Raw genomic sequence first — 12,833 nt, forward strand, 5'->3', positions numbered from 1 at the left:
CCCGACGGCTCAGCGCCGCAGCAACAGGTCGGCGACGACGGGGCGGTGGTCCGAGGCGAGTGTCTCGGCCACCGCCGCGTCGCGTACCCGCACGGTGTCCTTGGAGACCGCCACGTAGTCGATCCGCTGCACCGGGTTCAGCGCCGGGTAGGTGGGGCCGCCGGGCTCAGCGTCGGTGAGCGTCTCCCACAGCGGGGCCAGCTCGGGTGCGGCCGGGGCCGCGTTGAAGTCGCCGAGCAGGATCTGGTGCACCGGCCGCCGCTCCGACTCCTGGTCCTCGGCCATGATCCGGCGGGTGTCGGCCACCTGGGCGATCCGGACGGACGGGTCGCCGCGGTAGTCGAGGTGCGTCGCGTACACGTGCACGGGGACGCCCTTCACCCGCACCACGACCTCGCCGAAGCCGGGCGCGAGCGCCGGGACCGGGTTCGGGTCCTGGGTGGAGAGCCGGGTGATGGCGTGGTTCTCGGCGCTGACGATCCGGTACCGGGACAGCACCGCGACGCCGAACTCGCGTCTGGGGGCGCCCGGAACCGCCGGGTCGAAGCTGTAGATCGGGGCGAACGACACCTGCATGCCCAGCCGCTCGGCGAGCTCGGCCGCCAGGTCCCGGCCCTGACTGCGGTCGCCCCAGTGGACGTCGACCTCCTGGAGCCCGATCACATCCGCGTCCAGCGAGCGGAGCTCCGCCACCTGCCGGTCGAGATCGAAGACGTTGTCCATGCCGGACCCCGCATGGATGTTGTACGTGGCCACACGCAGCGGCACCAGCTGCCCCCGGCCGTGCCCCGCGGCTGCCGCGGGAGGCGCGAGCGCCGTCCCCAACAGGCCTGCGGTCAACAGGACTTCCACCGTACGACGACGCAGTGACATGCCACTCCAGCCCTTGTCGGATCAGTGATCGGCACCGTATCGCGGGAAAGTCGGTTGTACGTGTCCCCTGCACGCCTATACGGTGTACAGCGCTTCCCTGTACACCGTATAAGACCCTGACCGAACGCCTGGGAGTCCGTATGACGGCGACCTCCGCCGAGTCGAACCGCCTCTCGGCGCCGAGCCATCCACAGCGCTGGCTGATCCTCGGCGTCATCTGCCTCGCCCAGCTCACCGTGCTGCTGGACAACACCGTCCTCAACGTCGCGATCCCCTCCCTCACCCGGGAGCTGGACGCCTCCACCGCCGATGTGCAGTGGATGATCAACGCCTACTCGCTCGTCCAGTCAGGGCTGCTGCTGACCGCGGGCAGCTCCGCCGACCGTTACGGCCGCAAGAAGATGCTGATCACCGGGCTCGCCCTGTTCGGTATCGGCTCGCTGGTGGCCGGCCTGGCCCAGTCGTCCGCGCAACTGATCGCCGCCCGGGCCGGCATGGGCGTCGGCGGGGCACTGCTGATGACCACGACCCTCGCCGTCGTCGTCCAGATCTTCGACGAGACCGAGCGCGTGAAGGCGATCGGCATCTGGTCGACCGTCAGCTCGCTCGGCTTCGCCGTGGGCCCCCTGATCGGCGGCGTCATGCTCGACCACTTCTGGTGGGGCGCGATCTTCCTGATCAACATCCCGGTCGCGGTGATCGGCCTGGTGGCCGTGGCGCGGCTGGTCCCGGAGTCGAAGAACCCGAGCGGCGAGCGCCCCGACCTTCTCGGTGCCGTGCTCTCCACCATCGGCATGGCCGCCGTCGTGTACGCGATCATCTCCGGCCCCGGAGACGGCTGGACGTCGGGCCAGGTGCTGCTGACCGCTTTCGTCGGGGTCGCCGTCCTCACCGGTTTCGTGCTGTGGGAGCTGCACATCCCGTACCCGATGCTGGACATGCACTTCTTCCGCAACCAGAAGTTCATCGGCGCGGTCGCGGGCGCGATCCTGGTCGCGTTCGGGATGGGCGGCTCGCTCTTCCTGCTCACCCAGCAGCTCCAGTTCGTGCTCGGCTACGGGCCGCTGGAGGCCGGACTGCGTACGGCTCCGCTGGCGCTGAGCGTCGTCGCGCTCAACCTCACGGGGCTCGGCGCACGGCTGGTGCCCAAGCTCGGCACGCCCGTCACCATCGCGTCCGGCATGGGGCTGCTCGCCGCTGGACTGGGGGCGATCGCGCTGCTGGGCGGGGACGGCTACGCGGGGACCCTGCTCGGCCTGCTCGTGATGGGCGCCGGCATCGCGCTCGCCATGCCCGCCATGGCCAACGCGATCATGAGCGCGATCCCGCCCGAGAAGGCCGGTGTCGGCGCCGGGGTCAACGGCACCCTCGCCGAGTGCGGCAACGGCCTCGGGGTCGCGGTGCTCGGCGCGGTCCTGAACTCCCGGTTCGCGGCGCTCGTCCCGTCGGCCGTCGGCGCGGCCTCGCTGCCCGCCGCCCTGGCCGCCGCGAGCGGTGACGCGGAGCGGCAGCGGATCACGGACGCGTTCTCCTCGGGCCTGGAGACCAGCATGCTGGTCGGGGCGGTGGCGGTGCTGTCCGGCGGGTTGCTGGCCGCGGTACTGCTGCGCCGCGCGGAGCGGGGAGAATCGGACCGGGCCGACCGGGCCGGCCGTCAGCTGGGTGACGCCGCCGCCATGTGACGGTCGGTCCCACCCGGCCGCGGCAGCGGCATAGCATCGGACGGGGGCCTACCGGACCGTATTGCTCCGCTTCCGGGGCAGACGGTACGCGTCCGGTGTGCCCGCCGGCGAGACGAGGGAGTGCGCCATGGTGTCCGCGGCCGACCGTACGAAGGACCCTGCCCGGACCAGCGTGTGGCTGAACCACCGGCCACCGTCGCGCGCCCGGAAGTCCGACCAGCCCGCCGGGCTCGACCGCGACCGGATCACCGCGGCGACGGTCCGGCTGCTGGACGCCGAGGGCCTCGCGAAGTTCTCCATGCGCCGGCTCGCCGCCGAGCTGAACGTCACGGCGATGTCCCTCTACTGGTACGTCGACACCAAGGACGACCTCCTGGAGCTGGCCCTCGACTCGGTCTACAGCGAGATGCGCCCGCCCGGGGAGGACGCGCCCTGGGAGGACCGGCTGCGCGCGCTGGCGGGCGCGTACCGGGAACTGCTGGTCCGGCACGTGTGGGTCTCCCCGCTCGTCGGGAAGTTCCTCAACGTGGGTCCGCACGCGATGCTCATGGCGTACGCGATCCAGGACGTGATCCGCGCGAGCGGCCTCCCGCTGGGAAGGCAGACCGGTGCGCTCTCGGCGGTCTTCCAGTTCGTGTACGGATTCAGCACCGTCGAGGGCCAGTTCGCCCAGCGCAGTGCCGAGGCGGGGCTCACCCAGGACGAGTACTTCCAGCAGGCGATGGCGGCCATGCAGGGACAGCCGCAGATGGGTCCGATCGTGGAGAACTCGCAGGACCTCATCGCGGCCCGGGGCGCCGACACCGTGCACGAGATGCACGAGCGGGACTTCGCGTTCGCGCTCGACCTGCTGATCGCGGGCATCGTGGCCATGCGCGAGCGGGAGGTGACCCCGGACGCCCGATCGGACGCCCCTTCGGGCGCTCCTTCGGGCGCTCCTTCGGGCGCCGGAGAGGACCGCGCCCGCCCCCGTCAGTAGCCGCGCCCCGTGTCCACGGTGAGCGCCGGAACCCGTCCCGCCGTCAGTTCCCGCAGGCAGGCGGCGAAGTCCGTGACGATGTCGTCGTCCGCCGTGATGCCCGCGGAGTGCGAGGTGATCACCGTACGGGGCAGCCGCCAGCAGGCGTCGCCGGGTGCGGCCGGCTCGTCGGGCAGCACGTCCAGCACCGCGCGCCCCACCGAGCCCGTGTGCAGGGCCGCCTCCAGCGCCGCCAGGTCCACGGTCGCGCCCCGCCCCACGTTGAGGAACGTGGCACCGCCCATCGCCGCGAACCGGGCCGCCCCGAAGTACCCGGCCGTCGCGTCCGTCAGCGGGAGAGCGGCCACCACCCAGCGGGCGGCCACCGGTTCGTCCGCCGCGACCACCTCGTCGAAGCCCGGTGGGACCTCGCGCGGGGAGCGGACCACGCCCACCGTCCGGATGCCGCACGACCGGAGCAGCCCGGCGACGGCCGACCCGATCCGGCCGGTGCCGTGCACCACGGCCGACTGCCCGGCCGCGAGCTCCGAGGGGATACGCCGCCACTCGGCCCGGTCGTGCTGCGCGGCGAACTCCGGGACCGACTGGCACTCGGCCAGCACCCAGGCCAGCACGTACTGCGCGATCCGTTCACCCATCCGGCCCACTGTCCGGGTGAGCAGGGCCCCGTCCGGCCACGGCCCGGCGCCCAGCAGGGCGTCCGTGCCGGCGTTCACGCTGTGGAACCACACCAGGCCGTCCCCGCGCAGCGCCTCGGGCAGCGTGGCCCCCACGTACACGTAGGGGCCGCCGGCCGGGCAGCCGCGCTCGACGGTGCGCCCGGTGGTCCGCTCCAGGGCCTCCACCACAGCGGGGCCCACCTCGGGCCCGGCCAGCAGCCGGGCCCGGGCGAGCAGTTCGGGCGGCGGAAGCGGCACCGCGGTCAGCTGCCCGCGGCCAGGTGCGCGGGGAAGCCGCCGGTGGCGACGGGGCTCCACCGCTCGGGGGTGATCCTGATGATCGACTTGCCCTGCTTCACCATCGCCGCCCGGTACTCGTCCCAGTCGGGGTGTTCCCCCGAGATGTTCCGGAAATACTCGACGAGCGGCTCGACCGAATCAGGTGAGTCGATCACCTCGGCCGAACCGTCGATCTGCACCCAGGGCCCGTTCCACTCGTCCGACAGGACGATCACGCTCACGCGCTCGTCCCGCTTCGCGTTGCGGGTCTTGGCCCGTTCGGGGTACGTCGAGACGACGATCCGGCCCGCGTCGTCGACGCCGCAGGTGAGCGGGGAGCCCTGCGGGCGCCCGTCGGACCGGGTGGTCAGCAGGATCGCCCGGTGCCGGGGCCGTACGAACTCCAGCAAGTCGTCGAGTTCCACGGCGGTGTTGGTCGCGATGTTCGATGCCATGGAACCGACCCTACGACCGTCGGGGATCAGACGGCGGGCAGGGAGTCGCCCTGCACCGCCTGGATGTCGAGTTCGATCCGCAGCGTGGTGCCGATCGCCGAGATGCCCGCCTGGAGGACCTGGTTGTAGTTCATGGCGAAGTCGTCGCGGCGCAGCTCCGCCGTGGCGCTGAACGCCGCGCGGACGCCGCCCCACGGATCCGGGCCGGTGCCGAGGTAGCTCAGGTCCAGGTCGACCGGGCGGTTCACGCCGTGCAGCGACAGTTCGCCGTGCACCGTCCAGCGGTCGGGTCCTGCCGGTGTCAGCCCGCTGGAGCGGTAGGTGATCTCCGGGAAGCGCTCGGTGTCCAGGAAGTCGGGCGACCGCAGGTGCTTGTCCCGCATGCCGTTGCCGGTGTCGATGCTGGCCGCGTTGATGACGGCGTCCACGCGCGACTGCTGGACGTCCTCGGCGATCTCGATCCGGCCGCCGAAGTCGGTGAACCGGCCGTGCACGCTGGAGATCCCCAGGTGCTGTGCGACCGCGCCCACCGAGGAGTGCGCCGGATCCAGCGACCAGGCGCCCGGGGGCGGCAGCTCCACGCCGCCCTGGCGGGCCAGTACCACCGTGCCGGCCTCGACGCGGCCGCTCGCCGTGACGAGGGCGGTGGAGGCGGCGGGGGCGTACCCGACCGCCGTCACGATCACGGTGTACGCGCCGGCGGACAGCGGTGTCTCGGTGCGCACCGTCCCGTCCTCGTCGGCGGCGGCGCGCAGCACCTGCGTCCCGGTCATGTCGGTGACCGTCACGACCGCGTGCTGGACGGCCCAGCCGTCCCGCGTGCGTACCTGTGCGCGAAGTCCCATCCCGTTTTCTCTCCTTGCTCAATGCCCCGCCCCTTCAAGGAACGGGTCACTCAATGAGTCGGGCCCCGGGGCGGGGACGGCAGGCCGTCCCCTGCCTGCCGTCCCCACCGCCGGGGCCCATTTCCGCCGGCCTGGACAGACTCTCCGCTCGAAGTGCCGTCCCGCCAGGGGTCTTGCGTCCGGGGTTTCCCGGAGGGTTACTCGCCCGGGTGGGCGAGCTCGATGTCGTGGCCGTCGACCCCGTGACCGGCCACGGTCAGGGAACCGGCCACCGGCGGGTAGCCGGTCGCGATGACCGAGTACTCGCCCGCGTCCAGGTCGGTGAAGGCGTACGCCCCGTCCTCCCCGGTCGTCGAGGTGGCGATCACGTTGCCGGCCGCGTCGACCAGCGTGACGCGGGCGTCGGGCAGCGGCCGCCGGCCGGAACCGGCCCGCACGATGCCCTGGACCAGCGCGCCGGACTGGAGCGCGGCGTCGACCCGGGTGACACCCTGGCCGCCGATCTCCACCGGCAGCGCCAGCGGACGGTAGCCGGCCGCGTTGACCGCGACGGTCACCGCACCGGGGACCAGCTCACCGAAGGTGAACTCGCCCGCGTCACCGGACTTGCCGGTGGCCAGCACGTCGCCGCGCACATCGGTCACGATGACCATGGCGCCCTCGACCGGTGTACCGCCCTCGGCGGCCCGCACGGTCCCGGCCAGGCCGCTCGTACCGGCGAGCAGGATGTCGTACGTGAGCGGCTCGTCGCCGACGACCACGGTCGACGCCTGCGGCTGGAAGCCGTCGGCCGACGCGATCAGCACGTAGGAACCGGTGCCCGGGGCGTCCAGGACGTAGGAGCCGTCGGCCTGTGCGACCGAGATGCCCAGCTGCCGGCCGCCCAGCGAGATCAGCGTGACGGCGGCCCGGTCGACGGGTGCGCCCTCGGCGCCGCGCACCACACCGCGGACCGCGGTGCCCTGCACGGTCGCCACCGGAGCGGCCACCGGTGCGGCCTCCAGGGTGTCGACGGCGGTGACGCCGGCGGCTCCCTCGGAGACCTGGGCCGCCGTACCGGACGGGGCCTTGGCGAGCTCCACGGCCTCGGCCGGAGCCGGGGCGTCGTTGGCCGCGTTCGTCTTCAGCGCGACCTCCTTGATGAAGATCGTGATCAGGAAGGCGACCAGTGCGGCCGGAGCGGCGTACAGGAAGACGTCACCGACGCCGTGCCCGTAGGCGGCCTCCACCACCGTGCGGAACGGTGCGGGCAGCGTTGCCAGGTCGGGGATGCCCCCGCCGCCGGTACCGCCGTGGCCCATGGCCGCGCCCTCGGGACCGAGGTCCGCCAGGCCGTCCTTGACGTAGTGCGTGACCCGGTTCGCCATGACGGCGCCCAGTGCCGAGACACCGATCGCGCCACCGAGGGAACGGAAGAACGTGACGACGGAGCTGGCGGAGCCGAGGTCCTGGGGCTCGACCTGGTTCTGCGTGGCGAGGACCAGGTTCTGCATCATCATGCCGACGCCGAGCCCCATGAGGAACATGTAGATCGCGATGTGCCAGTAGGGGGTGTCGTACCGGATGGTGCCGAGCAGGCCGAGGCCCGCCGTGATCAGGAAGCCACCGCTGACCAGCCACGCCTTCCACCGGCCCGTCTTGGTGATGACCTGGCCCGAGACGGTCGAGGAGAGGAACAGACCCGCGATCATCGGGATCGTCATCACACCGGACATCGTCGGCGACTTGCCGCGCGCCAGCTGGAAGTACTGGCTGAAGAAGACGGTGCCCGCGAACATCGCGATACCGACGAACAGCGAGGCGAGCGAGGCCAGCGTGATGGTCCGGTTACGGAACAGCCGCAGCGGGATGATCGGCTCACTGGCGCGGGACTCGGTGAAGACGAAGAGCAGCGCGAGGAGCACGGAGCCCGCGAGCATCACGCCGGTCTGCCAGGACATCCAGTCGTACTTGTCGCCCGCGAAGGTCACCCAGAGGAGCAGCAGTGAGACGGCGGCGCTGATGAAGAAGGCGCCGGTCCAGTCGACCTTGACGTCGCGCTTGACGACCGGGAGCTTCAGGGTCTTCTGGAGCACCACGAGGGCGATGGCCGCGAACGGCACGCCGACGTAGAAGCACCAGCGCCAGCCCATCCAGCTGGTGTCGGTGATGACACCGCCGAGCAGCGGGCCGCCGACGGTGGCGACGGCGAAGACCGCGCCGAGGTAGCCGCTGTAGCGTCCGCGCTCACGCGGGGCGATCATCGCGGCCATCACGATCTGGGCGAGGGCGGACAGGCCGCCGACGCCGATGCCCTGCACCACACGGCAGACGATCAGCATGCCGGCGCTGTTCGACAGACCGGCCACCACCGATCCGGCGACGTAGATGACCAGTGCTATCTGGACCAGCAGCTTCTTGCTGAACAGGTCCGCGAGCTTGCCCCACAGGGGGGTGGTCGCCGTCATGGCCAGCAGCGAGGCCGTGACGACCCAGGTGTAGGCGCTCTGGCCGCCGCCGAGGTCGGAGATGATCTCCGGCAGGGCGTTGGTGACGACGGTGGACGAAAGAATCGCGACGAACATGCCGAGCAGCAGCCCGGTGAGCGCTTCCATGATCTGCCGGTGTGTCATCGGCACGCCGTTGGAGGGTTCGTTCCCTCCGTGCTTGGCGTGGCCGCCCCGCACACCGGTTGGTGTGGTCGTAGCCATTTAAATCCTTGTCTTTGCTTCTGTTACACGGGTGTACGGGTGTACGAGCCGTCGTGACTGCCGGTGGACCGGGAGCGGCAGTCGCCGCTGTGCTTTCCGGGGGCGCACCCGCCGGAGCTGCGACAGGAGAAGCTGTCGCGCAGCCGGGCCAGCAACGTGTTGAGCTGTCCGACCTCGTCGTCGGACCAATCCTGAAGGTTGTGGGCGAACATCTCGGTCGTCCGGCAGTTCAGATCGTTGAGCACTCCCTCGCCCGCGGGGGTCAGCCGCAGGATGCGGGAGCGCTTGTCCGCCGGGTCCGGGGAACGCTCTATCCAGCCGCGTTCCGCCACATGGGCGACGTGTCGGCTGGTCACCGACATGTCGACGGCGAGGAGCTCGGCCAGTCTGCTGATCCGCATCTCGCCGTGCCGGCTCAGCAGAGCCAGTACGGCCGCCGAGCCGGCGGGGCATTCGGCGGGGAGGATGCGGGCCAGGCCCCGTTTGACGGCGCCGACTGCGCTGAGCTGCCGGGCCAGTTCTTCGTACTGACTCCGCGCGGCCACGGGACCCCCAGACATTCACGTCATCTTGTTGCTTAGGGCAACCATAGAAGCCGTTGGTTGCTGCAGGCAAACGAAAAGGGGCTTGCAGAAGTAAAGGAAAACAAAAGGCTCCGTAGGGCGCGGGTCAAACGCCCAGCGTGTGGGGTGCGCAAGGGGCGGATGTGTCCTGTGCCACTCCGGAGGCGGGTCCCGGCGAGCTCGGGGGCGGCCTCTCCCGTCCTCTCGGCTTCCGGCGCCGGCTGAGGGCCACCGTTCGCGCACATATACGGGAGCGTGCGGACGGCAGCGCGCCGCGATTCCCAACTGGCTGCCTCGATACGCAGGTTGGGGGTCGCCCGTCGTCAACGGCCCCGTACGGCGTGCCGGGGTCCGGCCGGCTCTGCCACCCGGCCTTCACCGGTTCCCCGGTTATGGCCCTGCCCCTTCACCGCCCGGGGGTTGGGCGGTTCCGCCGAGTTCGCTAGGGTCCTGCGACATGGCACACAATCCCCACGCTCCGCAGGGTCCCGAGGGCAACAGCGACCCGGCAGGCAACACCCAGATGTTCCGCGCCTTCGTCGACGAGGGTGAGCCGCAGCGCCGGCAGCAGCCCGCCGCCGTGTCCTCCGGACCGAGGACCGGGCTGATCGCCGCCGTCGTCGCGGTGATCGTCGTGCTCGGCGCGGTCGCCTGGCTCGCGCTCGGCTGACATCGCGTAGTCCCCCCGTCACTTCCAGACGGCGGTCACGTCCCGGGTCTCGACATGCATGCCCAGGGGCACCCGCCAGGCGTCCACACAGACGGTGTACGTCATCTTCCGCGCCGCTCCCGCGCCGATGGGCACGGGCAGCGGCGCTGTCGATTCCCGGGTCGCCCAGTCGATCCCCAGCCCGCCGATGATGTGCGTGGCGAAGGTGACGGTTCCCGAACGCGCGGGTGAGCCGCCGGTGTTGCGGAACTCCACGGTCACCTTCTCGCACCACCGCTCGTCCGCCGCGGCGCGCACCGGGGCCCCGGCCTCGATGACGGCGGGCCCGGCGGGGGCCGTGGAGCCGGGCGCGGACGGGGACGCGGTGCCGGGGGATCCCGTGGTCCCCGCGGTGCCGTCCGCCGAGCCGGACCCGTTCGACGGAGCACCGCTCGTAGCCGCGCCGCCCGGTCCTCCCGGGGCCCGTGCCGGGCCCCCGGACGCACCGGGACGCGCCGTGTCCGGGCCGGAGCCGCCCGCGGTGCCCGCACCGTCACCCGTGTCCGGGGCTCCGGGAGAGCCAGGGGCTCCCGGAGAGGGCGAGGCGCCCGAGGAGCCCCCGGTGCCGCTCCCGCTCGGTCTCCCGGCCCCGTCCAGCGGGACCAGCGTGACCTTGCCCGAGGGCGCGACCGCCCCCGAAGGAGCCTTCGCCGGGCCCGTCGCGGCCGCGCCGACCGCCGTGTAGCCGTCGCCGCCCCCCTGGTCCCCGCAGCCTGTCAGGGCGCCGCCCAGACACAGCACGGCCGCCGAGGCGGCGATCACTGTGCCCCGGCGGCCGGACCGGCCGAATGTCTGACGTCGCATCGCGACAGTGTGTCTGACGGACCGTCAAATCGGAACCCTCGGGAACGGGGTTCCCGGTCAGTCGGCGATGAGCCCCTCCCTGAGCTGGGCGAGCGTGCGGGTCAGCAGCCGGGAGACGTGCATCTGGGAGATGCCGACCTCCTCGCCGATCTGCGACTGGGTCATGTTGGCGAAGAACCGCAGCATGATGATCTGGCGCTCACGCGTCGGGAGTTTGGCCAACAGCGGCTTGAGCGACTCGCGGTACTCGACGCCCTCCAGCGCCGCGTCCTCGTAACCCAGCCGGTCCGCCAGCGAACCCTCGCCGCCGTCGTCCTCGGGCGAGGGCGAGTCCAGGGAGGAGGCGGTGTAGGCGTTGCCGACGGCCAGGCCGTCGACGACGTCCTCCTCGGAGACCCCGAGCGCCTTGGCCAGTTCCGGAACGGTCGGCGAGCGGTCGAGCTTCTGGGCGAGCTCGTCACTGGTCTTGGTGAGGGCGAGCCGCAGCTCCTGGAGCCGGCGCGGTACCCGCACCGACCAGGAGGTGTCGCGGAAGAAGCGCTTGATCTCGCCGACGACGGTGGGCATCGCGAACGTGGGGAACTCCACGCCGCGTTCGCAGTCGAACCGGTCGATCGCCTTGATCAGGCCGATCGTGCCGACCTGGACGATGTCCTCCATGGGTTCGTTGCGGCTGCGGAACCGTGCCGCGGCGTAACGCACCAGCGGCAGGTTGAGCTCGATGAGTGTGTCCCGCACATAGGCGCGCTCCGGAGTGTCCGTTCCGTCGGGGCCCGGTGCGGGACCCAGCGCGGCGAGCCGCAGGAACAGGGAGCGGGACAGCGTGCGGGTGTCGATGGCTTCCGACGAGCTGGTGAGCACAACGGGTGCGGGTGCGCTCTTGGTGAGCGTGAGCACCTTCGAGCTGCCCTGTTCTGCGGACATGCCACCCCCTTGAGGTCGCGGACGGTCGCGGTGGCCGCGACCATCGGAGGAACGCAGCCTCCACCTGAATACCGGAGGGGAGGCTGCGGCAAACGCGGTTCCCGCAGAATGTCACATGTCGGCAACACGCTGTAGTGACTTGTCGACAAGTTCCGGGGGAGTCTGCCCAGTTAACAAGGGGTGTACGGCTTTTGGTCCGCGGGAACGCCCCAGGACCGGTCTACCCGATCCAGCTACGCTTCGATCCTGTTTGCGGATCGAAGTCGGGCGAAACTTCGGGCGAGGAGTCTTGACACATGCATCTGTGAGACTCCGAGTTCCGCGCTGATCTGGGACTGCGTCAGGTTGCTGTAGTAGCGCAGCAACAGGATCCGCTGTTCGCGTTCGGGCAGTTGTACGAGCAGATGGCGGACCAGGTCGCGGTGCTCGACTCCGGCCAGGGCCGGATCCTCGTAGCCGAGCCGGTCCAGCAGGCCCGGCAGCCCGTCACCCTCCTGGGCGGCTTCGAGCGAGGTCGCGTGGTACGACCGGCCCGCCTCGATGCAGGCCAGCACCTCGTCCTCGGAGATCTTCAGCCGTGCGGCGATCTCGGCGGTGGTGGGGGAGCGGCCGTGAGCGGTCGTCAGGTCCTCGGTGGCCCCGGTGACCTGGACCCAGAGTTCGTGCAGCCGGCGCGGGACGTGGACGGTCCGCACGTTGTCCCGGAAGTACCGCTTGATCTCGCCGACGACGGTGGGCATGGCGAAGGTGGGGAACTGGACCCCGCGTTCGGGGTCGAACCGGTCGATGGCGTTGATCAGGCCGATCGTGCCGACCTGGACGACGTCCTCCATCGGCTCGTTGCGGCTGCGGAACCGCGCGGCGGCGTACCGGACGAGGGGCAGGTTCGCCTCGATCAGCGCCGCCCGCACCCGTCCGTGCTCCGCGGTGCCCGGCTCCAGCCCCTGGAGGCGGCCGAAGAGCACCTGGGTGAGCGCCCTGGTGTCGGCGCCCCGGGTCCTGGCGGGCGTGACGGTGTCGTCGGGCGTCTCGGTCTGGATCGTCTCGGTCTGGACGGCCTGGGCTTGGACGGCCTGGGCCTGGACCGCTGGAGGCGCCTGGGATGCCGTGGGCGGCTGCGGCGCCGGGGTCGGTGACACCGGTGTCGTCCGTGCGGCCTGCACGGTCTGGGGAGGCACTTGAGGCGCTGTACTGGCCGGCACGATGACGCCACCCCTTTGCGGTCAACTTCGGTCAACTCATCCTTCAAAAGCGGTCATAGCATCACAAGACATGTCCACTATGTGCAAGCACCCCATAGCGCCGTGTTGACCTCGAATCGGTTTAAACACAAAGAAAGCCCCTCACCGGCATGGTGAGGGGCTCGCAGGG

General features: G+C 71.2%; 12 protein-coding genes. 3 read left to right on the top strand and 9 right to left on the bottom strand.

Annotation, left to right across the window (positions count from 1 at the left end; all coding sequences use genetic code 11):
* Nucleotides 1-9: 9 nt before the first annotated feature.
* Entirely contained in the window at nucleotides 10-873 is an 864-nt protein-coding gene (locus tag OG446_RS19320) for an endonuclease/exonuclease/phosphatase family protein (protein ID WP_328895229.1), read from the bottom strand.
* A 140-nt stretch (nucleotides 874-1,013) separates the two neighbouring features.
* Between OG446_RS19320 and OG446_RS19325 the strand changes: the two genes are divergently transcribed.
* Both OG446_RS19325 and OG446_RS19330 read left to right on the top strand, forming a co-directional pair.
* Nucleotides 1,014-2,555, top strand: a complete 1,542-nt coding sequence (locus OG446_RS19325; protein ID WP_328895230.1) for an MFS transporter — start codon at nucleotides 1,014-1,016, stop codon at nucleotides 2,553-2,555.
* Between the two features lie 127 nt (nucleotides 2,556-2,682).
* A complete protein-coding gene (locus OG446_RS19330; RefSeq protein WP_328895231.1) occupies nucleotides 2,683-3,534 on the top strand; it encodes a TetR/AcrR family transcriptional regulator in 852 nt (283 codons plus the stop codon).
* Here the strand turns inward: OG446_RS19330 and OG446_RS19335 are convergent.
* From OG446_RS19335 to OG446_RS19355, 5 genes are all read right to left on the bottom strand, one after another.
* Nucleotides 3,528-4,451 carry an NAD(P)-dependent oxidoreductase gene (locus tag OG446_RS19335; RefSeq protein WP_328895232.1) on the bottom strand — a complete coding sequence of 308 codons (924 nt, stop codon included), beginning with the start codon at nucleotides 4,449-4,451 and terminating at the stop codon, nucleotides 3,528-3,530. The two genes, OG446_RS19330 and OG446_RS19335, sit on opposite strands and share 7 nt — an antisense overlap.
* Nucleotides 4,452-4,456: 5 nt before the next feature.
* Nucleotides 4,457-4,927 carry a PPOX class F420-dependent oxidoreductase gene (locus OG446_RS19340; protein WP_328895233.1) on the bottom strand — a complete coding sequence of 157 codons (471 nt, stop codon included), beginning with the start codon at nucleotides 4,925-4,927 and terminating at the stop codon, nucleotides 4,457-4,459.
* Between the two features lie 26 nt (nucleotides 4,928-4,953).
* Complete coding sequence (locus OG446_RS19345; RefSeq protein ID WP_328895234.1) at nucleotides 4,954-5,772, bottom strand: YceI family protein; 819 nt, start codon at nucleotides 5,770-5,772, stop codon at nucleotides 4,954-4,956.
* A 197-nt stretch (nucleotides 5,773-5,969) separates the two neighbouring features.
* Nucleotides 5,970-8,462: an MFS transporter gene (locus OG446_RS19350; RefSeq protein WP_328895235.1), complete on the bottom strand. Its 2,493-nt coding sequence runs from the start codon at nucleotides 8,460-8,462 to the stop codon at nucleotides 5,970-5,972.
* Between the two features lie 23 nt (nucleotides 8,463-8,485).
* Nucleotides 8,486-9,007 carry a MarR family winged helix-turn-helix transcriptional regulator gene (locus OG446_RS19355; protein ID WP_328898341.1) on the bottom strand — a complete coding sequence of 174 codons (522 nt, stop codon included), beginning with the start codon at nucleotides 9,005-9,007 and terminating at the stop codon, nucleotides 8,486-8,488.
* A 475-nt stretch (nucleotides 9,008-9,482) separates the two neighbouring features.
* Between OG446_RS19355 and OG446_RS19360 the strand changes: the two genes are divergently transcribed.
* Nucleotides 9,483-9,695: a hypothetical protein gene (locus OG446_RS19360; RefSeq protein ID WP_326737519.1), complete on the top strand. Its 213-nt coding sequence runs from the start codon at nucleotides 9,483-9,485 to the stop codon at nucleotides 9,693-9,695.
* An 18-nt stretch (nucleotides 9,696-9,713) separates the two neighbouring features.
* Here OG446_RS19360 and OG446_RS19365 read toward each other — a convergent pair whose 3' ends face one another.
* The 3 genes from OG446_RS19365 to OG446_RS19375 all read right to left on the bottom strand — a co-directional run bounded on the left by OG446_RS19365 (nucleotide 9,714) and on the right by OG446_RS19375 (nucleotide 12,640).
* A complete protein-coding gene (locus OG446_RS19365) occupies nucleotides 9,714-10,538 on the bottom strand; it encodes a hypothetical protein (RefSeq protein ID WP_328895236.1) in 825 nt (274 codons plus the stop codon).
* Nucleotides 10,539-10,595: 57 nt separating this feature from the next.
* Nucleotides 10,596-11,462, bottom strand: coding sequence for an RNA polymerase sigma factor SigF (locus tag OG446_RS19370; RefSeq protein WP_328895237.1), 867 nt, complete (start codon nucleotides 11,460-11,462; stop codon nucleotides 10,596-10,598).
* A 233-nt stretch (nucleotides 11,463-11,695) separates the two neighbouring features.
* Nucleotides 11,696-12,640: an RNA polymerase sigma factor SigF gene (locus OG446_RS19375; protein WP_443050166.1), complete on the bottom strand. Its 945-nt coding sequence runs from the start codon at nucleotides 12,638-12,640 to the stop codon at nucleotides 11,696-11,698.
* Nucleotides 12,641-12,833 lie beyond the last annotated feature (193 nt).

The sequence above is a fragment of the Streptomyces sp. NBC_00236 genome (assembly GCF_036195045.1).
GTDB lineage: Bacteria > Actinomycetota > Actinomycetes > Streptomycetales > Streptomycetaceae > Streptomyces.